General features: G+C 72.0%; 17 protein-coding genes and 1 pseudogene. 10 read left to right on the forward strand and 8 right to left on the reverse strand.

Going from position 1 to position 25,272, the window contains the following annotated elements:
- Positions 1 to 72: 72 nt before the first annotated feature.
- Complete coding sequence (locus tag GA0070608_RS15480) at positions 73 to 993, forward strand: tetratricopeptide repeat protein (RefSeq protein ID WP_091628567.1); 921 nt, start codon at positions 73 to 75, stop codon at positions 991 to 993.
- A gap of 87 nt (positions 994 to 1,080) precedes the next feature.
- Positions 1,081 to 2,397, forward strand: coding sequence for an arginase family protein (locus GA0070608_RS15485; protein WP_141719470.1), 1,317 nt, complete (start codon positions 1,081 to 1,083; stop codon positions 2,395 to 2,397).
- Between the two features lie 685 nt (positions 2,398 to 3,082).
- On the opposite strand, the gene GA0070608_RS15490 is transcribed toward GA0070608_RS15485, so the two are convergent.
- The gene (locus tag GA0070608_RS15490) at positions 3,083 to 5,047 is read right to left on the reverse strand and encodes a penicillin-binding transpeptidase domain-containing protein (RefSeq protein ID WP_091628570.1); all 1,965 of its coding nucleotides are present in this window, start codon (positions 5,045 to 5,047) and stop codon (positions 3,083 to 3,085) included.
- Between the two features lie 289 nt (positions 5,048 to 5,336).
- Between GA0070608_RS15490 and GA0070608_RS15495 the strand changes: the two genes are divergently transcribed.
- Entirely contained in the window at positions 5,337 to 10,412 is a 5,076-nt protein-coding gene (locus tag GA0070608_RS15495) for an NAD-glutamate dehydrogenase (RefSeq protein WP_091628572.1), read from the forward strand.
- A gap of 102 nt (positions 10,413 to 10,514) precedes the next feature.
- Here the strand turns inward: GA0070608_RS15495 and GA0070608_RS15500 are convergent, their stop codons facing one another.
- Positions 10,515 to 11,201, reverse strand: a complete 687-nt coding sequence (locus GA0070608_RS15500; protein ID WP_091628574.1) for a class F sortase — start codon at positions 11,199 to 11,201, stop codon at positions 10,515 to 10,517.
- A 1-nt stretch (position 11,202) separates the two neighbouring features.
- The gene (locus GA0070608_RS15505; RefSeq protein ID WP_091635173.1) at positions 11,203 to 12,276 is read right to left on the reverse strand and encodes a hypothetical protein; all 1,074 of its coding nucleotides are present in this window, start codon (positions 12,274 to 12,276) and stop codon (positions 11,203 to 11,205) included.
- Between the two features lie 566 nt (positions 12,277 to 12,842).
- On the opposite strand from GA0070608_RS15505, the gene GA0070608_RS15510 reads away from it, so the two are divergent.
- Complete coding sequence (locus GA0070608_RS15510) at positions 12,843 to 14,621, forward strand: glycoside hydrolase family 6 protein (protein WP_091628577.1); 1,779 nt, start codon at positions 12,843 to 12,845, stop codon at positions 14,619 to 14,621.
- 111 nt (positions 14,622 to 14,732) lie between these two features.
- Here GA0070608_RS15510 and GA0070608_RS15515 read toward each other — a convergent pair.
- The 5 genes and pseudogenes from GA0070608_RS15515 to GA0070608_RS15535 all read right to left on the reverse strand — a co-directional run bounded on the left by GA0070608_RS15515 (position 14,733) and on the right by GA0070608_RS15535 (position 19,007).
- Positions 14,733 to 15,088, reverse strand: a pseudogene (locus GA0070608_RS15515) (hypothetical protein).
- 88 nt (positions 15,089 to 15,176) lie between these two features.
- A complete protein-coding gene (locus GA0070608_RS15520; protein WP_091628579.1) occupies positions 15,177 to 15,473 on the reverse strand; it encodes a hypothetical protein in 297 nt (98 codons plus the stop codon).
- 22 nt (positions 15,474 to 15,495) lie between these two features.
- Positions 15,496 to 17,154 carry a sodium:solute symporter family protein gene (locus GA0070608_RS15525; protein WP_091628582.1) on the reverse strand — a complete coding sequence of 553 codons (1,659 nt, stop codon included), beginning with the start codon at positions 17,152 to 17,154 and terminating at the stop codon, positions 15,496 to 15,498.
- Between the two features lie 244 nt (positions 17,155 to 17,398).
- Entirely contained in the window at positions 17,399 to 18,403 is a 1,005-nt protein-coding gene (locus GA0070608_RS15530) for a hypothetical protein (RefSeq protein ID WP_091628585.1), read from the reverse strand.
- Positions 18,404 to 18,413: 10 nt separating this feature from the next.
- Complete coding sequence (locus GA0070608_RS15535; RefSeq protein ID WP_091628587.1) at positions 18,414 to 19,007, reverse strand: hypothetical protein; 594 nt, start codon at positions 19,005 to 19,007, stop codon at positions 18,414 to 18,416.
- Between the two features lie 155 nt (positions 19,008 to 19,162).
- Between GA0070608_RS15535 and GA0070608_RS15540 the strand changes: the two genes are divergently transcribed.
- The 6 genes from GA0070608_RS15540 (at position 19,163) to GA0070608_RS15565 (ending at position 25,230) form a co-directional block, all read left to right on the forward strand.
- Positions 19,163 to 19,582 carry a Fur family transcriptional regulator gene (locus GA0070608_RS15540; RefSeq protein ID WP_091628590.1) on the forward strand — a complete coding sequence of 140 codons (420 nt, stop codon included), beginning with the start codon at positions 19,163 to 19,165 and terminating at the stop codon, positions 19,580 to 19,582.
- A 32-nt stretch (positions 19,583 to 19,614) separates the two neighbouring features.
- Positions 19,615 to 21,105, forward strand: coding sequence for a catalase (locus GA0070608_RS15545; RefSeq protein WP_091628592.1), 1,491 nt, complete (start codon positions 19,615 to 19,617; stop codon positions 21,103 to 21,105).
- A 230-nt stretch (positions 21,106 to 21,335) separates the two neighbouring features.
- Positions 21,336 to 23,849, forward strand: a complete 2,514-nt coding sequence (locus tag GA0070608_RS15550; protein WP_091628595.1) for a sensor histidine kinase — start codon at positions 21,336 to 21,338, stop codon at positions 23,847 to 23,849.
- Positions 23,849 to 24,268: a roadblock/LC7 domain-containing protein gene (locus tag GA0070608_RS15555; protein WP_091628598.1), complete on the forward strand. Its 420-nt coding sequence runs from the start codon at positions 23,849 to 23,851 to the stop codon at positions 24,266 to 24,268. The genes GA0070608_RS15550 and GA0070608_RS15555 overlap by 1 nt, the downstream gene beginning before the upstream one ends.
- Complete coding sequence (locus GA0070608_RS15560) at positions 24,258 to 24,647, forward strand: DUF742 domain-containing protein (protein ID WP_091628601.1); 390 nt, start codon at positions 24,258 to 24,260, stop codon at positions 24,645 to 24,647. Before GA0070608_RS15555 ends, GA0070608_RS15560 begins: the two co-directional genes overlap by 11 nt.
- Complete coding sequence (locus GA0070608_RS15565; protein ID WP_091628604.1) at positions 24,628 to 25,230, forward strand: GTP-binding protein; 603 nt, start codon at positions 24,628 to 24,630, stop codon at positions 25,228 to 25,230. Before GA0070608_RS15560 ends, GA0070608_RS15565 begins: the two co-directional genes overlap by 20 nt.
- Positions 25,231 to 25,272 lie beyond the last annotated feature (42 nt).

Here is a 25,272-nt window from a genome sequence, read left to right on the forward strand (position 1 = left end):
GGGGTGAGAGTCGCAACTGTCGCCGTCGCGGTTGATCTGAGTTCGGCGGGTTGCGTGCGAGACTAGGTAACCATGAGCGACCCACGGATCACCTCGTCGATCTTCACCCGCGGCGCGGTCGACCTCAGCGCGCTGCGCACCCCCGCACCGACCCCCGCCCGCCCCGCCGCCCCGGCCCAGTCTGTCCCCTCCGCCGAACTGCCCGGCACCGCCGCCGGTGGCGGCGTAGCCGTCATCGACGTGAGCGAGGCGACATTCCAGTCCGAGGTTCTTGAGCGCTCGCTCACCACACCGGTGGTCGTGGACTTCTGGGCCGAGTGGTGCGAGCCGTGCAAGCAGTTGTCCCCCGTGCTGGAGCGGCTGGCCGCCGAGGCCGGCGGCGCCTGGGTGCTCGCCAAGGTCGACGTGGACGCCAATCCGCGGATCGCCCAGATGTTCCGGGTGCAGGGCATCCCCATGGTCTACGCGGTGGTCGGCGGCCAGCCGATCGACGCCTTCTCCGGAGTGGTGCCCGAGGCGCAGCTGCGGCAGTGGCTCCAGGCGGTGCTCAAGGCGGGTGGCGTGAGCGTCGCCGAGCCGGAGGACCCGCGCCTCGACGAGGCCGACGACGCCCTGATGAGCGGCGACCTCGACGCCGCCGAGCAGGCGTACCGCAAGATCCTCGCCGAAACGCCGGCGGACGCCGCAGCGGAGGCGGGCCTTGCCCAGGTCGGGCTGGCCCGCCGGGTGGCCGGAGCCGACCCGGGCACGGCGATCACGGCCGCCCAGGCGAACCCCGACGACGTCGAGGCCCAACTCCTGGCCGCCGACATCGAGGTGCTCAGCGGTCAGGCCGAGGCGGCGTACGCCCGCCTGGTGGGCCTGGTCCGCCGCACCGCCGCCGAGGAGCGGGAGAGGGTACGCCAGCACCTGGTCAGCCTCTTCACGGTCGCCGGGCCGGAGGACCCTGCGGTCGCCTCGGCCCGTCGGGCCCTGGCCAGCGCCCTGTTCTGAGCAGCACGCCCTGTTAGTGAGCACCTAGCACGCCAGCGCGGGCCGGCGTTCCGGCCGGCCCGCCCGACACCTCGAGGACGGGAGCCCATGATGCGCCGGATCGCCGTCCTCGACGCGCCCAGCAACCTCGGCCTGCGCCCACCCACGTCCACCTCGGTCCCCGGCTGCGTGAAGGCCCCGGGCGCGCTGCGCGACCAGGGGCTGCTCGCCCGGTTGCGGGCCCGCGACGCCGGCTGCCTCACCCCGCCCCGCTACGACCCCGGCGACTGGCGGCCCGGCGACGGGGTCTGCCACGCCCGGGAGATCGCCGACTACTCGGTGCTGCTCGCCGAGCGGATCGGCGCCATCATCGACCGGAGCGAGTTCCCGCTGGTGCTCGGCGGCGACTGCTCGATCCTGCTCGGCTCGGCGCTGGCCATGCACCGGCTCGGCGAGGCGGTCGGCGGGCGCATCGGGCTGGTCTTCGTGGACGGCCACTCCGACTTCCGGCACCCCGGCAACGCCTCCTACGTGGGCGCGGCGGCCGGCGAGGACCTCGCGCTGGTAACCGGGCGGGGGCAGGCCGACCTGGCCGCCATCGAGGGGCGACGGCCATACTTCCGGGACATCGACGTGGTGGTGCTCGGCATCCGGGCGCAGGACGAATACCGCCTCGACCTCCAGGCCGCCGGGATCACCACCCGGCCGGTGCCGACGCTGCGCGCCGAAGGCGCCGCCCGTACGGCACAGTGGGCGCACGAGCAGCTCGCCGACTGTGCCGGCTACTGGGTGCACATCGACGTGGACGTGCTGGACCCGGCCGTGATGCCGGCCGTCGACGCCCCCGACCCGGGCGGGATCGCCTTCGCAGAGCTGGAGATCCTGCTCGCCGGGCTGGTCGACACCCCACACTGCCTCGGCGTCGAACTGACCGTCTTCGACCCCGACTATGACCCGGACGGCGCGTACGCGGCCGAGATCGTCAACACCGTGGTCGCCGGGCTGCGCCCGGTCTCCGCGCCGACGGCGTCGCCGCCCCGACTGCTGCCCGGCCCGTCGGCGTCCGCCGTCTCGTCCGTCCCCTCGGCGCGGCGGCGCAACGGCCGTCCCGAGGTCACGGTCACGCCGGCTGCCACCCCGGCCTTCGTCCCCGTACTAGTCCCGGAGAACGGCGGCGACGACCGTCACCCGGTCTCCGCGCAGGAGCGTGTCGAGGACGTTCCGCCAGCCCCGCTCGGGCCACCCGGTCCGGTAACCCCGGTGGCGGCCACCTCCGACGGCCCGGCCATACCGGAACCCGTCGGCCCGCCCGCCTCCGTCGGCCCGGGCCTGCTGCGCCGTGCGCCGCTCGCGGGCCTCGACCCGGACGACACGCTGCCCGCACCCGAGGACGGCACCTCGCCGTCCGCCGCCGGCATCACCTGACCGACCGCGCGTCCCCGGTCCGGACGGTCGGCCGCGTTCGCCGCAGCCCGGGGATGTCGTCCGCCATCTGGCTGAGCGGCGTGGTCAACGGTGTGTGTCAACGGCGTCCGTCAACGCCATACGTCGGGGCCGTTCGTCCGTCTCGACTGTCCCTGGCGGCTGCCGTGCCGGTCTTCACCGCCCCCGGCGGCTGCCGTGCCGGTCTCCACCGCCCCTGGCGGCTGCCGTGCCGGTCTCCACCGCCCCTGGCGGCTGCCGGTCTCCACCGCCTCTACCGGGTCGCCCTCGCCACGGCCCGCTGGACGTGAGTGTTTGGCCGCCTGTCGAGCTGCCCCATCTGTGCGCCCGGCCCGCCGAACCGGTTGGGGGACGGCCGGTGGCAGTCGGGGAGGGTTGGTGGCGTCTGCGCGAGCCCGGGTGGGGTTGTGACACGTCGTTTCCGGGACGTGCACCCCTCGACTGGCGTCTGCACGAGCCCGGGTAGGGGCGGGGCGATGGCACTCGATGACCCCCACCGGTGGAACCTGATGGGTGTCACCGCCGGGGTTGGCATCCATCAGGTTCCACTGGTGGGAGGACACCGGAAGTGCCTCCGGTCGCGTCTATGCCTGCCCCGTCTGTCGGGGCAGCTCGATAGCGCCGGCAGCTCGATAGCCGGCTGCCGGCGATCAAGGGGAACGCCTGGTCAGCGTGGGAGGGCGCGGAGGAAGCGTTCGGCGGCGGGAACGGCGGTGGCGGTGCTGGCCCCGCCCTTCTCGACGAAGACCGCGAACGCGACGTCGCCCTGCCAGCCGACGAACCAGGCGTGCGTGTTCGCCGGGTTGTCGTCGTACTCGGCGGTGCCCGTCTTGCCGTGCACCGGCGCGCCCGGTACGTCCCGCAGCGCGCTGCCGCTGCCGGCCGTGACCACCTCCCGCATCATCGCCTTCACTGCCTCGACCGACTCCGGCTTGAGCTGCGGGCCGGGGGCGGCGGGCTGGGCCGGGGCCGGGTCGAGAACCAGCTTCGGCTGCTCGAAGCGACCCCGGGCGACCGACGCGGTGGCCGACGCCATGGCCAGCGGGCTGACCACCGTGGTGCCTTGGCCGATGGCGGCGGCGGCCTGCTCGGTCGCGCCGCCGTTCGCCGAAACCTTGCCGGTGAAGGCGTCCAGGCCGACGTCCCACTGCCCCTCCAGCCCTAGGGACCGGCCGGCCACGGCCAGCCCGTCGGGGCCGAGCTTCGGTGCCAGCGCGGCGAACGCGGTGTTGCAGGACTTGGCGAAGTCGGTGCGGAACGGCACCGGCCCCAGCTCGAAGTTGTCGGAGTTCTTGAACGATCGGCCGTCCACGGGGAGCGTCTTGGGGCAGTCCACCGTCGTTTCCGGCGTCACCGCGCCCCCGTCGAGCAGGCCGAGTGCGCTGACCATCTTGAAGGTGGAGCCCGGCGGGACCTGGGCGGTGAAGGCCAGGTTCTCCCCGGCCGCGCCGGGACCGTTGGCCGCAGCGAGCACCGCTCCGTCACTGATCCGTACCGCCACCAGCGCCGCCCGGCGCTTCTCGCCGCGCAGGGCGGTGTCGGCCGCGTTCTGGGTGGCCACGTCGAGCGTGGTCTTCAGCGGCTGCCCCGGCTGCGGCTCGCTGCGGAACACCTCGGTGCCGGTGGGTGCCAGCGTGCCCTCCGGGCCGGGGCGCTCAACGATCACGGTCAGCCCCGGTGTGCCGCGCAGCCGCTCGTCGTGGCGGCCCTGGAGGCCCCCGTGGCCGACGAGGTCGCCGGCCTCGTACCGGTCGGGGTGCTTGGCGAGGTCGTCGGCCTGGGCCTGGTCGACGGAGCCGAGCACCGCCCGGGCGAACTCGCGGGTGGGCGCGAGGTCGAGCTTGTCGCTGCGGAACTTCGTGCCCGGCAGGTCGTGGACGCGCGGTTTGATCTGCCGGTACGCCTCCTCCCGCAGGGTCACCACCTCGACGAACGCGCCCGGGTCCGCGTCGGCGAGCCGCTTGGGCAGGCCGGACAGGTCGACCGGCGGGGTGATCGCCGGCCGGATCGCCCGGAAGGCCGCGTCCAGTTTCCGGGTCAGGCCCGGAAGGTCGGTGACCTCGCTCGGCTGGAGCCCGACCCGCACCACGGGCCGGGGCGCCACGATCGGCTGGCCGGCGCCGTCGAGCACGGCGGCCCGGGTGGCGGTGTCGCGGCGCAGCCCGAGCCGGTCGCCCCGGGTGAGCTGCTCCTGCACCAGCTGTGGCTCCCAGATCACCCGCCAGTCGTCGTCGCCGCCGCGGGTGAGCCGCACCTGACGGTCGTACGTCCAGCGGGTCTGGCCCGTCAGGGCCCAGTCGACCTTGATCACCGCGGTCGCGACGTCCTTGGTCACCTTCCCCTCGCCCTGGCGGGTCAGCGTGGGCGGCGTGGCGGCCAGCTCGCCGGAGAGCTCCTTGATCTCGCGGGCGACGTCGGCCGCGGGCACCTTGGAGCCGGTCGGGTCGACGAAGCCGACGGCCTGGAGGTCGCCCGAGCGCCAGCCGGCGAGGAACGCGTCGACGCTGCGCTCCGGCCCGTCACCGCCCGAGCACGCGGTGAGGGCGCCGGCCGCGAGCGTGGTCGCGGCGAGCAGTGCCAGCGACGGGCGGAGCCGGTTGCGGCGGGGGCGGTGCGGGTACGACAGGCGCATGGGAAGCGGCTCTCCGATCTCGGAACTGTCCTGCACGGTAGTACGGCGTCGCCGTCCGCACCGTCCCCCCTCGCCCGAGACGTGCGGAAAGGGGGTCGGTGACGGGGTGATGAACGACTGGAGGCGGGGTACTCCCGAACCGGCCAACCTCGTACCCGCAACGGGTGAAAGGACGAAGTCCGGATCCGGACGTCCGCACTGTGGTCCGCCGAGCAATGGGCGGAAGGGCAGGGCCTAGGCTGGGCGTCAGAGTGACCCACAACGCGGTGGGTCGAGGGGAGTGGCACCGATGGACCGGCGTCCGGCGATCAAACCGGGACCCGACCTCCGGCAGGATGACACCAGCCGGGACGACAGCTTCGATTCGGTAACCGACGGGGACGGCTTCGGCCGGCTCGACACAGGGGTGACCGGGATGACCGGTTCGAGTATCGACACACTTTACGATCTGGGCCTGCCCGCTGACGCGCTGGTCGACGTGGAGGAAGACGAACTCGACGAGCCGGTACCCAACGCGGAACGCCTGGTCGCCCAGGCCGTTGCGCTGGCCGGTGACGATCACGACGCGGCGACTTTGGTCAGCCGCTTCTGGCGGTTCGCGCCGGACGAGGAGCTGATCGGTTTCACCGCCGAGGAGATGCTGGAGGCGGCCCGCGCGCACCGCGACCTCGCCCAGCAGCGGGTGCCGGGCGAGTTGAAGCTGCGCATCCACGAGCCCGACGCCGACCAGCACCACACCGTCATCGAGATCGTCACCGACGACATGCCGTTCCTGGTCGACTCGGTGACCGCCCTGCTCAACTCGCACCACCTGGACGTGCACCTGCTGGTCCACCCGCTGGTGGTGGTCCGGCGCGAGCCACTGGGTCGGCTGGTCGAGGTCTCGGCCGACGTCGAGCCCGACGACGCCATCGACGGCGACCTGGTCGAGAGCTGGATGCACATCGAGGTCGACCCGGTACGCGACACCGCCGAGCGGGACAAGGTGCGCCGGGAACTGCACCGGGTCCTCACCGACGTGCGGGAGGCGGTGGAGGACTGGCCGAAGATGCGCCAGCGGGCCCTCGCCCTCGCCGACGAGCTGGCCGCCGCACGGACGTCGGACAACCGGCCGCCGGTGCCGGAGAAGGACATCACCGACTCGGTGGAGCTGCTCCGCTGGCTCGCCCACGACCACTTCACCTTCCTGGGCTACCGGGAGTACCGGCTGGCCGACACCGACGAGCCGGCGGCCGAGGACGGCGAGCACCGCAGCGGGCAGGCCCTGGAGGCGGTTCTCGGCACCGGACTGGGCATTCTGCGCCAGGACTCCCCGGAGGCCCGGCCGCTGTCTTCGATGACGCCCGAGGCGCACGACAAGGTCATCGAGAAGCGTCTGCTGATCATCACCAAGGCGAACTCGCGGGCGACCGTGCACCGTTCCGCCTACCTCGACTACATCGGCTTCAAGATCTTCAACGAGGCCGGCGAGGTGGTCGGCGAGCGGCGCTTCCTGGGCCTGTTCTCCACGGCCGCGTACCGGACCAGCGTGCAGGAGCTGCCGGTGGTCCGCCGCAAGGTGGCCGAGGTGCTGGACCGCTCCGGCCTGAGCCAGCGCAGCCACTCCGGCAAGGACCTGCTCCAGATCCTGGAGACCTATCCGCGCGACGAGCTGTTCCAGATCAAGACCGAGGACCTCTACCACGCGGTGATCGGCGTGCTGAGGATGGCCGGCCGCCGGCAGTTGCGGGTGTTCCTGCGCCGGGACGCGTACGGGCGGTTCATCTCCTGCCTGATCTACCTGCCCCGGGACCGTTTCACCACCCAGAACCGGCTGCGGATGCAGGACATCCTGCTCCGCGAGCTGAACGGCGTCGGGGTCGACTACACGACCCGGGTCACCGAGTCGATGCTCGCCCGGGTGCACTTCATCGTCCGGACCGACCCGACCAGGGTCCCGGGCGACATCGACGCCGACCTGCTCGCCGAGGAACTGGCCGACGCCACCCGGCTCTGGGACGACGACTACCGGCTGGTGCTGGAGCGCAAGCTCGGCGACGAGCAGGCCAAGCACCTGTTCACCCGGTACGCCGACGCCTTCCCCGAGGGTTACAAGGACGGCCACACGCCGTACGAGGCGATGAAGGACCTGGCGAAGCTGGAGCTGCTGGAGGAGCCCGGCCAGCTGGAGATGCACCTGTTCCGCAAGCAGCTCGCGCCGCGGGCCGGCGGGCGGGGGCCGGACGTCGACGAGGCGATGGACGTCCGCTTCAAGGTCTACCGCTACGGCGCGCCGATGATGCTCTCCGCCGTGCTGCCGGTGCTGCACTCGCTCGGCGTCAAGGTGGTCGACGAGCACCCGCACGAGGTGGACCGGATCGACGGTCGGGTCTACCTCTACGACTTCGGGCTGCGGCTGCCCGAGGGGCACCAGGAGCTGGCCGAGGTGCGCCCGCACGTGGAGAACGCCTTCGCGGCGGCGTGGCGGGGCGAGGCCGAGGTGGACGGCTTCAACGAACTGGTGCTGCGCGCCGGTCTCACCTGGCGGCAGGTGGTGGTGCTGCGCGCGTACGCGAAGTACCTGCGCCAGGCCGGCACGGTCTTCTCCCAGGAGTACATGGAGTCGACCTTCATCGCGTACCCGAGGGTCGCCGCCCTGCTGGTGGAGCTGTTCGAGGTGCGGTTCGCGCCCGGCGCGGACGGCCACGAGCAGCGGCAGCAGCGTAGCGCCGAGCTGGTCGGCGACATCCGAGCCGCGCTCGACGACGTCGCCAGCCTCGACCAGGACCGGATCCTGCGCTCCTACCTGACGATGATCCAGGCGACCCTGCGCACCAGCTTCTACCAGAAGCGCGAGGGCGGGCGGCCGAAGTCGTACGTGGCGCTCAAGCTGGACCCGCAGGCGATTCCGGACCTGCCGGCGCCGCGGCCGAAGTTCGAGATCTTCGTATACTCGCCGCGCTTCGAGGGCGTGCACCTGCGGTTCGGGCCGGTGGCCCGGGGCGGGCTGCGCTGGTCCGACCGCCGCGAGGACTTCCGCACCGAGGTGCTCGGCCTGGTCAAGGCGCAGATGGTGAAGAACGCCGTGATCGTGCCGGTCGGCGCCAAGGGTGGCTTCGTGCTCAAGCAGAAGCCGGGGGACCGGGACGAGGCGGTCGTCTGCTACAAGGAGTTCATCTCGGCGTTGCTGGACGTCACGGACAACATCGTCGCCGGCGAGATCGTCCCGCCGGAGGACGTGGTCCGGCACGACGGCGACGACCCGTACATGGTGGTCGCGGCGGACAAGGGCACCGCCTCGTTCTCCGACATCGCCAACGAGATCTCCACGGCGCACCAGTTCTGGCTCGGTGACGCGTTCGCCTCCGGCGGTTCCGCCGGGTACGACCACAAGAAGATGGGCATCACCGCCCGGGGCGCCTGGGAGTCGGTGAAGCGGCACTTCCGCGAGCTGGGTCACGACACCCAGACCAAGGACTTCACCGTGGTCGGCGTCGGCGACATGTCCGGCGACGTGTTCGGCAACGGGATGCTCCTGTCGGAGCACATCCGGCTGGTGGCCGCGTTCGACCACCGGCACATCTTCCTCGACCCGGACCCGGACGCCGCCACCTCGTACGCCGAGCGGAAGCGACTGTTCGATCTGCCCCGCTCGTCGTGGGAGGACTACGACCCGAAGCTGATCTCGGCCGGTGGCGGGGTGCACCCGCGTACCGCCAAGTCGGTGCCGATATCGGCGCAGGTCCGCGAGGTGCTGGGCCTGGCCGACGACGTGACGCAGCTCTCCCCGCAGGAGCTGATGAAGGCCATCGTGACCGCGCCGGTCGACCTGTTCTGGAACGGCGGCATCGGCACGTACGTGAAGGCGTCCAGTCAGACCAACGCTGAGGTGGGCGACAAGTCCAACGACGCGATCCGGGTGGACGGCAGGAACCTGCGGTGCCGGGTGGCCGGCGAGGGCGGCAACCTGGGCTGGACCCAGCTCGGCCGGATCGAGTACGCCCAGACCGGCGGGCGGATCTACACGGACTTCATCGACAACGCGGCCGGGGTGGACTGCTCCGACCACGAGGTGAACATCAAGATCCTGCTGAACACGGCGGTCGCCGACGGCGCGTTGACCGTGCCCGAGCGGGACGAACTGCTCGCGGGGATGACCGACGAGGTCGCCGAGCTGGTCCTGCGGGACAACTACGACCAGGCACGGGCGATCAACAACGCGCAGGCGCAGGCCGCCTCGCTGCTGCCGGTACACCGGCGGATGATCTCCGAGTTGGAGCGTTCCGGGGCGATGAACCGTGCCCTGGAGGCGCTGCCGCCGGACGACGAGCTGGCGGTGCGCACCGAGTCCGGGCTGACCGCGCCGGAGTTCGCGGTGCTGCTCGCGTACGTCAAGATCGTCCTTGAGACGGAGATCCTGGCCGAGGGGCTCGCGGACGAGAAGTGGACGACCGACGTCCTGGTCAACTACTTCCCGACGCCGATGCGTGAGCGGTTCGCCGACCGGATGGGTCAGCACCGGCTGCGCCGGGACATCGTGACGACGGTGCTGGTCAACGAGGCGATCAACCGGGGCGGCATCTCGTTCGTCTTCCGGGTGGTCGAGGAGACGGCCGCGCCGGCGGCGGACGTCATCCGGGCGTACGTGGTGGTCCGCGAGGTGTTCGGGCTGGGCGCGCTCTGGGACGCGGTGGAGGCCCTGGACAACAAGGTCGACCCGGAGTTGCAGACCAGCGTGTACCTGGACACCCGGCGGCTGGTCGACCGGGCGGTGCGGTGGTTGGTGACCAACCGCCGTTCGCCGATCGACGTGCCGGCGGAGATCGCCCGGCTGCGCGACGGGGTGGCCCGGCTCCTGCCCGACCTGGAGGAGCGCTTCCACGGCAGCGAGCGGGAGTCGCTCGCTGCGCACATCGACTCGCTCACCGAGCGGGGGCTGCCGCGCGACCTGGCCGAGCAGGCGACCCGGCTGATGTACAGCTTCGGTCTGCTCGACGTGGTGGAGACCGCGGCGAGCAGCGGGCGGGACGTCGGCGAGGTGGCCTCGGTCTACTTCGTGCTCTCCGACCGGTTCCGGGTCGACTCGCTGCTGTCGAAGATCTCCCTGCTGCCGCGGGAGGACCGCTGGCAGACGTTGGCCCGGATGGCGCTGCGTTACGACCTGTACGCCGCGCTGGCCGCGCTGACCGTGGAGGTGCTCGACTCCACCTCCGAAACTCTCTCGCCGCAGGAGCGGGTGCTCCAGTGGGAGCAGTCGAACGCCACCTCGATCCACCGTGCCGAGCGGGCGATGGGCGAGTTCGACGAGTCCCGGGCGGATCTCGCCGCCCTGTCGGTGCTGCTGCGCCAGATCCGCACCCTGGTGCGGACCTCCGCCGCCACCTGACGCGTACGGCACACGGTCCGGCCGGTCGGTTTCCCGACCGGCCGGACCGCGTCGTGTCGTCCATGGAGGGCTTGCGGCGTGTCGCGCTGTTGCCTGCTGGCCTCACGCCGGCATGGAAGCGAAGACGACCACGTTGTCCGGGTAACTGCCGGCGGCCTCGTCGAAGACTCCGCCGCAGGTCACCACCCGCAGCCCGGGCCGGTCGCCGGGACCATAGACCTGCTCGGTCGGGAACTCGGTCTTCGGGTACGCCTTGACCGACTCGACCGTGAAGGTGGCCTGCTGCCCGTCCTCGCGGGTGACGGTGACGGTGTCGCCCGGTTGCAGGGCGCCGAGGGAGAAGAAGACCGCCGGCCCCATCTCCGCCGAGTCGACGTGCCCGACGATGACCGCGTTGCCGATCTCACCCGGGCTGGGCCCCGGCTCGTACCAGCCGGCCAGCTGCGCCCGCTCCAGCGGCGGCACCTGGACGGTGCCGTCCGGGTTGGTGCCGAGCGACATGATCGAGGCGTCGACCCCGATCCGGGGGATGGTGATCGTGGTGGGGGCGGAGCGGGCCAGGCCGGTGGCGGCGGCGACGTCCGGGTCCGCGCCGGGGGAGGGCACGTCGGCGGCCGCCGGCCCGGTGCTGGCGGGCGCGGCCACCGGCTGCGGGGGGCGGGGAGCGGGCACGGACTTGAGCGAGGCGCCGACCAGGCCGGCGCCGACCAGGGCGAGCACGACGACGACGGCCGCGCCGGCGGCACGCCACGGTCTCCCGTGACGGCCGCCGGCCGGTGTCGCCGTCATGTCAGACGAAGGACTCATCGGTCCGACGCCGGCGCATCAGCACGAGGCCGCCCAGGGCAGCCGCGCCGATCAGGCTCGCCCCACCGGCGGCCAGGCTCCGGTCGGTGCCGGCGCTCACGCCACCGTCACCACCGTCGACCCCACCGCGCGGCAGGACGACCAGCTCGCCCTCGCCGCACGAGCCCTTGAGCTCGTAGCGGCCCGGCTTGGCGTCCTCGGAGACCCTGGCCTCGCCGTAGTAGACGAAGTCCCGCTTGTGCTCCCAGCGGTCCTTGTCCTTGCCGTAGCCCCCGGACTCCTCGTCCGACCAGCCGTTGTCGCCCTTGCCGCCACGCTCGTCCGAGCCACGCTCGTCCGAGCCCCACTTGTCGTGGTCCTTGCGGTCGCGCTCGTCCGAGCCGCGCTCGTCCGAGCCCCACTTGTCGTGGTCCTTGTCCGAGCGGCCCTCGTGGTCCTTGCGGTCCCGCTCGTCCGAGCCCCACTTGTCGTTGTTCTCGCGGCCCTCGCGGTCGGACTTGTCGTGGCCCTTGTCGCCGCGGTCACCCTCGGCGTCCTGGCCGTGCTCGTAGCCCTTCCAGTCGCGCTCGCCCTCGCCACCGGCGTCGGCGGCGCCGCCGCCCTGGCCGTTGGCCTGCTCACCGTTGGTGGGCGGCTGCGGCTTGGCGGTCTCGTCCTTGCCGTTCTCGCCCTTGCCGTGGTCCTTGTCCTTGTCCTTGTTCTCGTGGTCCTTGCCCTTGTCGTGGTCCTTGCCCTTGTCCTTGTCCTCGTGTTCCTTGCCCTTGTCGTGGTCGCGGGAGTTCTCCTCCCCGCCACGCCAGTCGCCCCGGTCCTCGGCCGGCTTGAGCTTCACCTTGCCGGTGACCTTCGACCAGACGAAGGCGTGCTCCTGCCGCTCCGAGCAGATCTCGAGCAGCTTGACCGAGTCGCCCGCCTTGACGACGTGCGGCTTGGCGTAGACCTTGCCTTCGGCGTCGTGGTGGCCGTCCGCGAACGCGATCCCCGGCGTGAACACGAGCAGGGAGGCACCACCGAGGGCAGCGCCCGCAACGACCTTCCCGAGCATCTTGTTTGCCATGACCTGCGTCACTCCATCCCTGTTGTCCTGAGCTCGGCGACAACCGAGCTACCGACGACGTTAGACCGTTTCACGAGTTATGAAGGGAAAAATTCGTGTTCTGATGCTTCGCGGAGCTAGAGGCAGTAAAGGCGTTACGAGGCTTTAACGGCTTGTCGCCACTCGCGGGTGGTTGCCGCCCCTCGGCGCCCGCAGGGGTGCGGTCGTACGGCTCGCGCCGCGGGGCTCGCAACGTCCCCTCCCGTCAGCCCCGGGAGCGCCAGAGAGGTCCACCGGCCCCTCGTGACCCATCGAGGCATTGCCATGGAAGCGCTCCCATGCAAGAATCGCTGCACGCGGTTCGGGGAGCCACAACCGCGCAGGCAGGAGTCGAGGGCACCGGTCCTCCGGACGACATCCCGCCTCCCGGTCGGCCACCGTCGCCGGCCGGACCACCACCAAACGCCCGTCCGGGTCGGGCACCCCCCGAAGAACCCGTGGCGCCGGCGGACGTCCGCGCAGGACGTCCATCGGGCCGTATCGCCGGGCCGTTCGCGGATCCGGTCTCGTCCAAGGAGATCAGTGGCATGAATGTGTGGAGAAGGCTGTCCGGCCCCCGCCGGGCCCTCGCGCTCGGTGGCGCGGGCGCTCTGGTCGCGGGCGGGCTGGTGACCCTGCCGGTCACCGTGGCGCACGCCGCCACCCAGTGCGACGTGTCGTACGCGACCAGCGACTGGCAGGGCGGGTTCACCGCCACCGTCAACATCAAGAACATCGGCGACGCCCTCAACGGCTGGACGCTCGGATTCACCTTCCCCGACGGGAACCAGCGGGTGCAGCAGGGCTGGTCGGCCCGCTGGACGCAGACCGGTCAGAACGTCACCGCGCAGAGCGAGTCCTGGAACGGTGCGGTGGCCAGCGGCGCCACGGTGAGCATCGGCTTCAACGGGGCCTGGAGCGGCAGCAACCCCAAGCCCACCACGTTCACGCTCAACGGCGTGACCTGCAACGGCGGCGGCCCCAACCCCACCACCCCGCCGCCCACCACCGCCCCGCCGACGACGCCGCCGCCCACGACGCCGCCGCCGACCACCCCGCCCCCCGGCCAGAAGGTGGACAACCCCTACCTGAACGCCCAGGGGTACGTGAATCCGGAGTGGAAGGCCAAGGCCGAGTCGGTGTCGGGTGGCAGCCGGGTGTCGAACAACCCGACCGCCGTCTGGATCGACCGGATCGCCGCCATCAACGGCACTCCGGACAGCAGCTCCAATGGCGCGATGGGCGTCCGCGACCACCTGGACGAGGCGCTCGAGCAGGGTGCGAAGTACATCCAGTTCGTCATCTACAACCTCCCCGGCCGGGACTGTGCCGCGCTGGCCTCGAACGGTGAGCTGCGCGCTGACGAACTGCCCCGGTACAAGGCCGAGTACATCGACCCGATCGCCGCGATCCAGCGTGACCCGAAGTACGCCGGCCTGCGGATCGTCAACATCATCGAGATCGACTCGCTGCCGAACCTGGTGACGAACACCTCCGGCAACCCCGGCGGGACCGCGATGTGCGACACGGTCAAGGCCAACGGCGCCTACGTCAACGGCGTCGGGTACGCACTGTCGAAGCTGGGTGCGATCGGCAACGTCTACAACTACATCGACGCCGCCCACCACGGCTGGATCGGTTGGGACAGCAACTTCAGCCCGACCGCGCAGATCCTGAAGGACGCCGCCGTCGCCTCCGGCAGCACGGTGAACAACGTCCACGGCTTCATCGTCAACACCGCCAACTACTCGGCGCTGCGGGAGCCGTACGTCAAGATCACCGACGCGGTGAACGGGACCAGCGTGCGGCAGTCCAAGTGGATCGACTGGAACTTTTATGTGGACGAGCTCTCGTTCGCCCAGGCGTTCCGCAACGAACTGGTCGCCAAGGGCTTCGACTCGAAGATCGGCATGCTGATCGACACGTCCCGCAACGGCTGGGGCGGCTCCGCCCGGCCCACCGGCCCGGGCGCGACCACCAGTGTGGACACCTACGTCAACGGCGGTCGGGTGGACCGGCGGATCCACGCCGGCAACTGGTGCAACCAGGCCGGGGCCGGCCTGGGCGAGCGCCCGAAGTCCGCGCCGGAGCCGGGCATCGACGCCTACGTCTGGGTGAAGCCCCCGGGCGAGTCGGACGGCTCCAGCAGGGAGATCCCGAACAACGAGGGCAAGGGCTTCGACCGGATGTGCGACCCGACCTACACCGGTAACGCCCGCAACGGCAACAGCATGAGCGGTGCCCTGCCGGACGCCCCGATCTCCGGTGCCTGGTTCGCCGCGCAGTTCACGCAGCTCATGCAGAACGCGTACCCGCCGCTCTCCTGACCCCGGCGCCCACCCGCCGCTGGCAGTAGGTGAGGCGCTCCAGCGGCAGGTTCCCCGGGCCCCCGGCCCGACCGTCCGACGGTCGGGTCGGGGGCCCCTCGCGTACGCCGGTCAGGGCACCGTCTTCTCGATCGCCGCGCGACCCAGCTCGGCCAGGTCCCGGCGGGCCCGTTCGACGTTCTCCGGCGTGGGGTCCTGCCCCGGGCCGCCACCAGGTCCTCCGGCTCCCAGGGCTGCTCCGCCCCGGTGCGGATGTGCTGTGGTGCCGCGCCGCTGGCGTACGGCTCGCCGATCAGTTCGTCGCCCCGCGCGTCGCCGCCCGGCCGGTCCCCGGGGCCGGCGAACGACGGAGTGTCGCGGTCGGCGCCGCCACCGGTCATCAGCTGCGGGATGCCGATGTCGTCCTCGACCGCCGCGGCCACCTCCGGGCTCTCCTCCAGCGGTCGGTCCCGGTCACGATCCGTCATGTCGCTGCCCTCCTGTCGCCAGGTGGTCTCCTGATCCTGCTCGCGTACCCGGCAGGACGGTGCCCATGCCGGGCACCGGCGGGGCGGCTCAGCGCTCCTCGTCGGAGGTTTCCGGCGGGTGGACCGGGTTACGCCACTGCCAGAGCAGCATCAGCACGCCGAAGACGAGCATTCCGAGGCCCGCCCAGAGGTTGATCCGGACCCCCTGCGCCTTCTCAAGAGCGGAATCGCCGTCGAAGACGCCGATCAGGGTGACGATCGCCCCGTACGCGGTGAAAAGGCCACCGATCACCCGGCGGATGTCGAACAGCCGGGCGGCGGCCGAGCGGCGACGGGCCTCGTCGGTGGCCCTGACCGACCGGTCGTGCGGTTCGAGGTTGTCCATGCTCACGGCCGAGCACCCCTTCCTAGAAGAACGGCACGTAGAGGAGGAGGGACAGCGCCACCACGATCACGCCGAGGAGCACCGGCGAGCGCCACCAGACGGCGTCTGAGCGCAGCAGGTCGCCCTGCACGTCGACGGCGCCCATGCCGTAGACCAGCCCGTGCAGGTCCTCGTCCCGTTTCTTCCCGGTGAACGGGGTGACCACCACGGCGACGACGGCCGCCGTGACGAACGCGATGCCGGCACCCCAGAAGCTCTCCTCCAGGTCCGAGTTGAAGTGCACCACCCCGGCCTTGTAGAGCAGGTAGGTGGCCAGCGCCGCCAGGGTGCCCAGGAGCAGGGAGAGGAAGCCGGCCGCCGCACTCATCCGCCGCCAGAACATGCCGATGATGAAGGTGGCGAAGAGCGGCGCGTTGAACATCGAGAACAGCGCCTGGATGTAGTTCATGATGTTGCTGAACCCGGCGGCGATGAACGCCGTGCCGATGCCGACCAGCACGCCGCCGACGGTCGCCCAGCGGCCGATGCGGATGTAGTACTCGTCGGGACGGTCGCGGCGGACGTACTGCTGCCAGATGTCGTAGGTGAACACGGTGTTGAAGCCGCTGACGTTCGCCGCCATGCCGGCCATGAACGACGCGACCAGGCCGGTCACCGCGATCCCGAGTACGCCGTTGGGGAGCAGGTCGCGCATCAGCAGCGGGATCGCGTTGTTGTAGACCAGGTCGCCGCTCTCCGCGCCGAGGCCCTGCACCGTCACCAGCGCCACCAGGCCGGGAATCACCGTGACCACCGGGATGAGCAGCTTCGGGTACGCGGCGATGATCGGCGTCCGGCGGGCGGCGCTCATGTTCTTCGCCGACAGCGCGCGCTGCACCTCGGCGAAGTTGGTCGTCCAGTAGCCGAACGAGAGCACGAAACCGAGGCCGAAGACGATGCCGATCCAGTGCGCGCCGAGCGGGTTGTCGGTCGTCCCGGTGTCCTGCCAGGTGTGCAGCCCCGCCTCGCCCAGCTTGGACTCGCGCACCGCGTCCATCAGGCCGGCGACGCCGCCCACCTTGACCAGACCCAGGATCGTGATCGGCAGCAGGCCCGCGATGATCACGAAGAACTGGAGCACCTCGTTGTAGATCGCCCCGGAGAGCCCACCCACGGTGATGTACGCCAGCACGATCAGCGCACCGATCACGATGGCCACCCAGAGCGGCCAGCCGAGCAGCGCCTGCATGATCAGTGCCAGGGCGTACAGGTTCACCCCGGCGATGAGCACCTGGGCGACCGCGAAACTGAGCGCGTTCAACAGGTGGGTGGGGCGGTTGAACCGCAGCCGCAGGTACTCGGGCACGCTGCGGACCTTGGAGCCGTAGTAGAACGGCATCATCACGATGCCGAGGAAGACCATCGCCGGCACGGCGCCGATCCAGTAGTAGTGCAGCGTCATCGCGCCGTACTGGGCGCCGTTGGCGGCCATGCCGATGATCTCCAACGCCCCCAGGTTGGCCGAGACGAAGGCGAGGCCGGTCACCCAGGCCGGCAGTGAGCGGCCGGAGAGGAAGAAGTCGACGCTGGTCCGGATGGCCCGTCGGGCGGCGAAACCGACCCCGAGCACCGTGACGAAGTAGAGCGCCAGGATGCCGTAGTCCAGGACGTTCATGTTCAGCCGCAGGCCATCGCCGTCCATCCCGGTAACCCTTCGTCAACCGTCCGCGCCGGATGAGTGCGCGCCGCCCCAATTACCCCGAATGCGCAGTTCCACGCCTGCGGCGGCGAAACCTCCACGACCCGACCGCACCCCCCACTCCCGCCCGTGATGTCAGAAAAGGGCCTCCTGCACCCGGGGCGTCCTTCCAAGCCCCGCCCCGGATCGGGGCTGGACGTGCGGAGGCGCCCCCGGCCGGTCGGCCGGGGGCGCCTGTCGGAGCCGGTCAGCGCCCGAGCACCCGGTCCAGGAAGTCGCGGTAGTGGCGGACGGCCATCCGGAGCTGCTCGGTGTCGGCGGAACCGGCGTCCTGCCAGCCGCCCAGCTTGTTCTTCTGGGCGGACAGCGCCGAGGAGAGTGCCTGGATGGCCTCGTCGACCAGCGACTGGGCCTCCCCGGCCGCAGCGCGGGGGTCGTCCACGAACCGCAGCTGGACATCCCGCCAGCGGTCCCGGAAGCCCTGCGCCATCCCGGGGTCGAGGAGGCTGGCAGGCTCGGCGGCCACCGTCGAGCCCGCCGGCCGGTCGGTTCCGGCGGACCCCAGCGCCCCGGTGTCCGTACGCCTGGCCGGCGTGTGTTCGGCGTCCGGGTCGACCATGGCGGGCGTGGCGCTGCCGTACCCGGCGGCGCCGGCCGCGCCGCCCTCCGGGTCTCCGGCCTGCCCGGCGAGGTCGGCCCGCCGCTCGGGCCGGCCGTCGACGGCGTCCGGGGGCAGCATCTCCGCGCCGGCCCGGCGGGCCTCCCGGCTGTCGGGCCGGTCGTCGCCGAGCCCGACGGACCGGTGGAACTCTGCGGTCGGGTCCGCCCGGCGGCCCTCCCGGGGGCCGTTCACGGCGCCGTCGCCCGGCTGTGCGGTCGACTCCGTACGCGGGTCGGGCTCGTCCTCCGGGAGTGGGCTGGCCAGCGCGGACGCGGCGACCGCGCCGCCGACGCTGGTGGCGCCGAAGGCGGTCGGCACCGGTCCCGGCTCGTGGAACTCGGCCCGGTCGCCGTCGTCGTCCCGGGAGTCGTTCGACCCGGTCCTGTCGGTGTTCCGGCCGTGCGGCGGTGCGGCGTTGGTCCGGCTCCGCTCGTCGGCGACCGCCGGATCGTCGAAGGTGCCCCGGTCGTCGAGGGCATCCTCGGGTACGTCGGTCCGGCCGGCCCGGTCGCCCGGAGGCGGCACCGGCACCGGCTCGGAGCGGACGGCCTCGGGGTGCTCGTTGCCCACCCGCTGCTCTTCCTGACGCATGGTCATCCTCCTAGCGGCTCGTGGCGTCGTGCTGGGTGTCCGGGTTGGGCTGCTCGGCCGGTCGGGCCGCGACCGGCTCCTCGCCGAGCAGGTCGGCGAAGAGGGCGCGGTAGTGGACGACGGCCTGGCGGAGCTCCTCGGTGCTCGCCTCGCCCCGGGAGTTGCGCAGGTGGATCTCGTGGGCGTCGCGGTAGTGGCCCAGGGTGCGGGCGTGCTCGACGGAGAGGTGGGCGATCTGGTCGGAGAACTCGCCGGTGGGGTAGCCCCGTTCGGCGATGAGCCGGCTGACCAGTTCGTCCGCGTCGCCGACGGTCTCGGCGGGGGAGTCGACGAAGCGGACCTGGAGTTCCTCCCACGCGGCGGTGTACCGGGCCCGGGACTCCGGGGCCAGCGGGGTGAGCGTGAGTTCCGCGTGGCGGCGTTCCCGTTCCCGCAGCTCCCGCTCGGCGGCGGTCCGGCTGTCCTGCTCGGCGACGGTGCGGTCGTACTCGGGCCCGAACCGCGACCGCAGCGCGCGGCGGCGGGCGTACGACCGGGCGGCCACGGCCACGGCCGCGATCACCAGTACGACGAGAACTATGACGATTACCTGCGTGGGCGACATGGCTCCTCCTTCGTCAGGTGGTATTCCCTCCACTCACTGATCGCCAATCCCGTTCCGGGGCACTTTCCTGATTCCCCGCCGCGACATGACGAGTCACACAGAGTGAGTGACCGCCAAAACTTGACTCGTTCCAGAAAGCGCGCTTGGGTGGGGTGATGCCGGTCCGGTCCGACGCCGAACGCCTACGGGCGGCGGGGCTGCGTGTCACGCAGCCCCGGCTCGCGGTGCTCGCGACGGTGCGCGACCGGCCGCACCTGGATGCCGACACGATCACCCGACTCGCCCGGGCCCGCCTCGGGCGGATCTCGGGCCAGGCGGTCTACGACGTCCTGCGCGCGCTCACCGGCGCGGGCCTGCTGCGCCGGTTCGCCCCGGCCGGCGGGCCGGCCCGGTACGAGTGGGGCGGGGACGACCACGACCACCTGGTCTGCCGGGACTGCGGCGCGATTGTCGACACCCGGCGCAACCGGGCCCCCGGGCCCTGCCTCGACCCCGGGGCCTCCGCCTTCAAGGTGGAGTTCACCGAGGTCACCTACTGGGGCCGGTGCCCCCGGTGTCAGTCGCAGCACGACTGACGCCAGCCCGCCATACGATCAGGAGGAGAGCCATGAGCGACCCGCAGGCCAGCAAGCCGATCCTCACCACCCGTCAGGGTCACCCCGTGCACAACAACCAGCAGCAGCGGACGGTCGGCTCGCGCGGCCCGGCGACGATGGAGAACTACCACTTCCTGGAGAAGATCAGCCACTTCGACCGGGAGCGGATCCCGGAGCGGGTGGTGCACGCCCGCGGCTTCGTCGCGCACGGCGAGTTCGAGGCGTACGGGACGATCGGCGACCAGCCGGCGTCGAGGTACACCCGCGCCAAGCTGTTCCAGAGCAAGGGCAGGAAGACCCCGGTCACCATCCGCTTCTCCACCGTGATCGGCGGCCGGGACTCCTCCGAGGCGGCCCGCGACCCGCGTGGCTTCGCGGTGAAGTTCCGCACCGAGGACGGCAACTGGGACATGGTGGGCAACAACCTCCAGGTCTTCTTCATCCGCGACGCGATCAAGTTCCCCGACGTGATCCACTCGCTGAAGCCGGACCCGGTCACCTTCCGCCAGGAGCCGAACCGGATCTTCGACTTCATGTCGAACACGCCCGAGTCGATGCACATGCTGACCTGGCTCTTCTCCCCGTACGGCATCCCGAAGAACTACCGGACGATGCGCGGCTCCGGGGTGAACACCTATCGCCTCGTCAACGCCGAGGGCGAGGGCGTGCTGGTCAAGTTCCACTGGATGACCCAGCAGGGTGAGCACAACCTGACCCAGGCCGAGGCGGACGCCATCCAGGCCACCGACCTGGGCCACGCCTCGAAGGACCTCTACGAGGCGATCGAGCGCGGCGACCACCCGAAGTGGGAGCTCAACGTCCAGGTGATGAGCGACGACGAGCACCCGGAGCTGGACTTCGACCCGCTCGACGACACCAAGATCTGGCCGGAGGAGGACTTCCCCTACCTGCCGGTCGGCATGATGACGCTCAACCGCAACATCACCGACCACCACGACGAGAACGAGCAGATCGCCTTCGGCACCGGCGTGCTGGTCGACGGCATCGACTTCTCCGACGACAAGATGCTGGTCGGCCGGACGTTCTCCTACTCGGACACCCAGCGCTACCGGGTCGGCCCGAACTACCTCCAGCTGCCGGTGAACCGGCCGCGCGAGGACGTGCGGGTCAGCACCAACCAGGGTGGCGGCCAGATGTCGTACGGGGTGGACAACCGGGGCGGCAACCCGCACATCAACTTCGAGCCGTCCTCGGTCGCCGGCCTTCAGGAGGCCGACGAGTCCTACCGGGAGTACCGCCCGTTCGTCTCGGGCCAGGTCATGAAGGCGCCGATCGAGCGGCAGAACAACTACGCCCAGGCCGGCCGGCGCTTCCGCGAGATGGCCGACTGGGAGCGGGACGACCTGATCCTCAACCTCACCACCCTGCTGGCGCAGTGCGACAAGCACATCCAGGAGAAGATGGTCTGGCACTTCAGCCAGTGCGACGAGGACTACGGCCGTCGGGTCGCCGAGGGTCTCGGCATCTCCGTCAACGCCTGATCCGCGCCACCCACGAACGCCCCGCCGGCCTCCGGCGGGGCGTTCGTCGCCTGTGGACGTCCATCGGGTAGGCCCGACGCGACGGACGGTAGTGCATCGGGCGAGGATTACGTATCCTGCCCAAGGCGTCCGCCGGACCGCCCCCGCACCGAGGGCCGGGACCGTCCGATCACGACGCTGCCCGGCCGGTGCCGGCACCCCCGCAGCCACACCTTCCGGGCGAGGTCTGATTGAACACCCGCGACTGGCCGATCCGCTCCAAACTGACCGCATTGGTCGTCGTGCCGGTGACGGCGCTGCTGGCACTCTGGATCTTCGCCACCACACTCACCTTCGGGCCCGCCCTCGACCTGCTCGCCGCCCGGACCCTCCTCTACGACCTCGGCCGCCCCGGCGAGACCGTGGTGGCCGAGCTGCAACGGGAGCGCCGGCTCTCGGTGGTCCAGTTGGCCGGCGACGGCGTCGCTCCCGGGCTCGCCGAGCAGCGGCAGCGGACCGACCGGGCGGTCGCGGAGCTGCACCGCCGGGTCGGCGGGGAGGAGCTGCGCGACGCCGCCGACGACTTCCTCGACGCCCGGCTCGACCAACTGGTCACCGCGCTGGAGGCGCTGCCCGTCGGGCGGGGGTTCATCGACCGGCGGGCGGTGGACCGGGCCGGCGCGGTCGGCCTCTACAGCGGGATGATCAACTCGGCCTTCGAAGCGTTCTCCGCCATGGCCAGCCTGCCCGACCGGGACCTCAACCGGGAGGTGCTCGCCGTCACCGCGCTCGGCCGCTCCCGGGAGCTGCTCGGGCAGACCGACGCCCTGCTCGCCGGGGCGTTCATCGCCGGCCGGTTCGCCGACGGCGAGCACCTCCAGCTGGTGCAGACCATCGGCAACCAGCGGTTCCTCGCCGAGACGGCGGTCGCCGACCTGCCGGACGCCGAGCGCGCCGCGTTCCAACGGATGACCGAGGGGCCGGCCTTCGGACGGTTGCGGACGATGCAGGACGCGCTGGTCGGTGTCGGGTCGTCCACCCGGCCGGCGGTGGACCCGACGGCCTGGCAGGAGAGCTACCAGGCGGTGCAGCAGACGATGCGGGACTTCGAGCTGGCGCAGGCCGACCTGCTCGCCGACCGGTCGGTGCCGACGGCCGTGCGCATCCTGGTCCGGCTCGGCGCCGCCGGGGTGTTGGGTCTGGTCGCCGTCGTGCTCTCGGTTCTCGTGTCGCTGCGGGTCGGGCGTAGCCTCGCGCACCGGCTCACCGGCGTACGCACGGCCGCGCTGGAGACGGCTGAACGCCGGCTGCCGGAGGTGGTGGCCCGGCTGCGCCGGGGCGAGCAGGTGGACGTCGCCCGGGAGGCGCCCCCGCTGGAGTACGGCGCCGACGAGATCGGCCAGGTGGCGCGGGCGTTCACCGAGGTGCAGCGCACCGCGGTCCAGTCGGCCGTCGACGAGGTCACCCTGCGCCGGGGGCTCAACGAGGTGTTCCTCAACATCGCCCGGCGCAGCCAGGGGCTGGTGCACCGGCAGCTCGCGCTGCTCGACCGGATGGAGCGGCACACCGAGGACCCGGACGAGTTGGCCGAGTTGTTCCGCGTCGACCACCTCGCCACCCGGCTGCGGCGGCACGCCGAGGACCTGGTCATCCTGGCCGGCGCGGCCCCCGGGCGGGGCTGGCGCAACCCGGTCGCGACGGTCGACCTCATCCGGGGCGCGATCTCCGAGGTCGAGTCGTACGACCGGGTCGACATCACCGCCGTGGCACCCGCCGGCGTGCTGGGGCGGTCCGTCGGCGACGTGATCCACCTGCTCGCCGAGCTGATCGAGAACGCCACCGCGTTCTCCCGGCCGCAGACCCGGGTGGAGGTCTCCGGGCAGCACGTGGCGAACGGCTACGTGGTGGAGGTCACCGACCGGGGCCTGGGCATGTCCGACGCCGCGCTGGAGGAGACGAACCGGCGGCTGGCCCGCTCGCCCGACTTCGAGCCGACCGAGACCGCCCGCCTCGGGCACTTCGTGGTGGCCCGTCTCGCCACCCGGCACGGGGTCCGGGTGCGGCTGCGCCCGTCCGACGGCGGCGGCCTGACCGCCGTGGTGCTCATCCCCGCCGACCTGGTCACCGACGAGCCCTCCCTGCCGCCGACCGGCGGCCCGCCGGTGACGCGCCCGTCCCCGGCGACGTCGGAGGATCGGCGGCTCGCCCGGGCGAGCCGGCTGGGCACGCTGCCCCGCCCGGCCCGTTCCGCCGAGTCCGCCCCGGTGACCTCCACCTCTGCCCCGGCTCCCGCTCCCGCCTCTGCCCCGGCCTCTGCCCCGGCCTCTGCCCCGGCCTCTGCCCCGGCCTCTGCCTCTGCCGGCGCCCCGGCCCCGGGTGGTCCCGCCCCCGTCGAGGCGGTCGGCGAGATCGACGGGCTGCCCCGTCGGGTGCGCCAGCGGCCTCCGGCGGTCCGGCCCCGACAGCCCGGGGGGCAGCCGCCCGCCGGGGACGCCTCAGGGCGGCTCGCCGCGCTGGACGGCCCGATGTGGCAGCCGGCGATCGAAAGCCCGGCCCCGCGCAGCCCGGAGGAGGCCCGCCGGATCATGTCCGCTCTGCAGGCCGGCACCGCGCGTGGCCGGGCGACGGCCACCGGGACGTCCCCGGAGCGGGCCGCTGCCGTCGCCGACGACCGGCAGGGCCTGCCGGTCGACGCCCCGAGCCCGACGCCGGCCGAGCGGCCGGCGGACCCCGAACCCATGACCGCGACTGAGAGGGACGCCTGATGCATCCGACGAGGCAGAGCGCCGATCTCGACTGGTTGCTCGACGAACTGGTGGAACGGGTGCCGCCCGCCCGCCAGGCGGTGGTGCTCTCGGCCGACGGGCTGCTGATCGGTTCCTCCGCCGGCATGGACCGTGCCGACGCCGAGCACCTGTCCGCGCTGGCGTCCGGCTTCTCCAGCCTGGCCCGGGGCACGAGTCGGCAGGTGGACGGCGGGGCGGTCCGGCAGACCGTGGTGGAGATGGAGTCCGCGTACCTCTTCGTCACCGCGGCCGGACAGGGCGCCTGCCTTGCCGTGGTCAGCGACGCGGACGCGGACATCGGCCTGGTGGCGTACGAGATGGCGATGCTGGTCACCCGGGTCGGGGAGAACCTGAGCGCCCCCGCCCGGTCGACGGCGAGGGCCGCCGATGCGGGCTGAGTCGCCCGGACCACAGCACGAGTGGCTGGACGACGACGCCGGCCCGGTCGTGCGGCCCTACACCCTCACCGGCGGCCGGGTCCGGTCTGCCGCCGACGGGTTCGACCTGGTCGCGTACGTGCTGGCCGAGCCGGCCGCCGACCCGACGATCCATCCTGAGCTGCACCCCGAGCACCGGCGCCTGGTGGCGCTGGCCGCCCGGCCGGTCCCCGTCGCGGAGCTCGCGGCCGACCTCGACCTCGCGGTGGGCGTGGTCCGCGTCCTCCTCGGCGACCTGCTGGCGCGGGGGCTGGTCGCGGTGCACCAGCCGACGCCCGCCGCGTACCTGCCCGACGACGACATTCTCAAGGCGGTGGTCAGTGGACTCCGTGCGCTATGACCGAACCGGATCCGGCCCCCGGATCCCGCTCGCGTTGAAGATCCTGATCGCCGGAGGGTTCGGCGCCGGCAAGACGACGCTGGTGAGCGCGCTCAGCGAGGTCCGGCCGTTGCAGACCGAGGAGGTGCTGACCGGCGCCGGCATCGGCACCGACGACCTCTCCGGCGTCGAGGAGAAGTCGACCACGACGGTGGCGATGGACTTCGGCCGGATCACGATCAACGACGACCTCCAGGTCTACCTGTTCGGCACCCCGGGCCAGGACCGGTTCTGGTTCCTCTGGGACGAGCTGGCGTTCGGGGCGCTCGGTGCGGTGGTGCTCGCCGACACCCGCCGGCTGGCCGACTGCTTCCCGTCGATCGACTACTTCGAGCAGCGGGGCGTTCCGTTCGTGGTGGGGGTGAACTGCTTCGACGGCGGCCGCCGGTTCAGCCTGGAGACCGTACGTGAGGCGCTGGACCTCGACCCCGACGTGCCGCTGGTGCTCTGCGACGCCCGGGACCGGCAGTCCGGCAAGGAGGTGCTGATCGCGCTGGTCGAGCACGTGGCCCGGCAGCGCGGCGAGCCGGTGTCGGCGGCCTGAGCCGTCGCGGCGGCGGTCCGGCGGTCGTCTCCCGGCGACCCG

It is taken from the genome of Micromonospora peucetia (assembly GCF_900091625.1).
GTDB classification, from domain to species: Bacteria; Actinomycetota; Actinomycetes; order Mycobacteriales; family Micromonosporaceae; genus Micromonospora; species Micromonospora peucetia.

Excerpts from the sequence above, each read along its gene's own strand:
- GA0070608_RS15480 (WP_091628567.1), top strand. The coding sequence starts at position 73 with ATGAGCGACCCACGGATCACCTCGTCGATCTTCACCCGCGGCGCGGTC.
- GA0070608_RS15485 (WP_141719470.1), top strand. The coding sequence starts at position 1,081 with ATGATGCGCCGGATCGCCGTCCTCGACGCGCCCAGCAACCTCGGCCTG.
- GA0070608_RS15490 (WP_091628570.1), bottom strand. The coding sequence starts at position 5,047 with ATGCGCCTGTCGTACCCGCACCGCCCCCGCCGCAACCGGCTCCGCCCG.
- GA0070608_RS15495 (WP_091628572.1), top strand. The coding sequence starts at position 5,337 with ATGGACCGGCGTCCGGCGATCAAACCGGGACCCGACCTCCGGCAGGAT.
- GA0070608_RS15500 (WP_091628574.1), bottom strand. The coding sequence starts at position 11,201 with ATGACGGCGACACCGGCCGGCGGCCGTCACGGGAGACCGTGGCGTGCC.
- GA0070608_RS15505 (WP_091635173.1), bottom strand. The coding sequence starts at position 12,276 with ATGGCAAACAAGATGCTCGGGAAGGTCGTTGCGGGCGCTGCCCTCGGT.
- GA0070608_RS15510 (WP_091628577.1), top strand. The coding sequence starts at position 12,843 with ATGAATGTGTGGAGAAGGCTGTCCGGCCCCCGCCGGGCCCTCGCGCTC.
- GA0070608_RS15520 (WP_091628579.1), bottom strand. The coding sequence starts at position 15,473 with ATGGACAACCTCGAACCGCACGACCGGTCGGTCAGGGCCACCGACGAG.
- GA0070608_RS15525 (WP_091628582.1), bottom strand. The coding sequence starts at position 17,154 with ATGGACGGCGATGGCCTGCGGCTGAACATGAACGTCCTGGACTACGGC.
- GA0070608_RS15530 (WP_091628585.1), bottom strand. The coding sequence starts at position 18,403 with ATGCGTCAGGAAGAGCAGCGGGTGGGCAACGAGCACCCCGAGGCCGTC.
- GA0070608_RS15535 (WP_091628587.1), bottom strand. The coding sequence starts at position 19,007 with ATGTCGCCCACGCAGGTAATCGTCATAGTTCTCGTCGTACTGGTGATC.
- GA0070608_RS15540 (WP_091628590.1), top strand. The coding sequence starts at position 19,163 with ATGCCGGTCCGGTCCGACGCCGAACGCCTACGGGCGGCGGGGCTGCGT.
- GA0070608_RS15545 (WP_091628592.1), top strand. The coding sequence starts at position 19,615 with ATGAGCGACCCGCAGGCCAGCAAGCCGATCCTCACCACCCGTCAGGGT.
- GA0070608_RS15555 (WP_091628598.1), top strand. The coding sequence starts at position 23,849 with ATGCATCCGACGAGGCAGAGCGCCGATCTCGACTGGTTGCTCGACGAA.
- GA0070608_RS15560 (WP_091628601.1), top strand. The coding sequence starts at position 24,258 with ATGCGGGCTGAGTCGCCCGGACCACAGCACGAGTGGCTGGACGACGAC.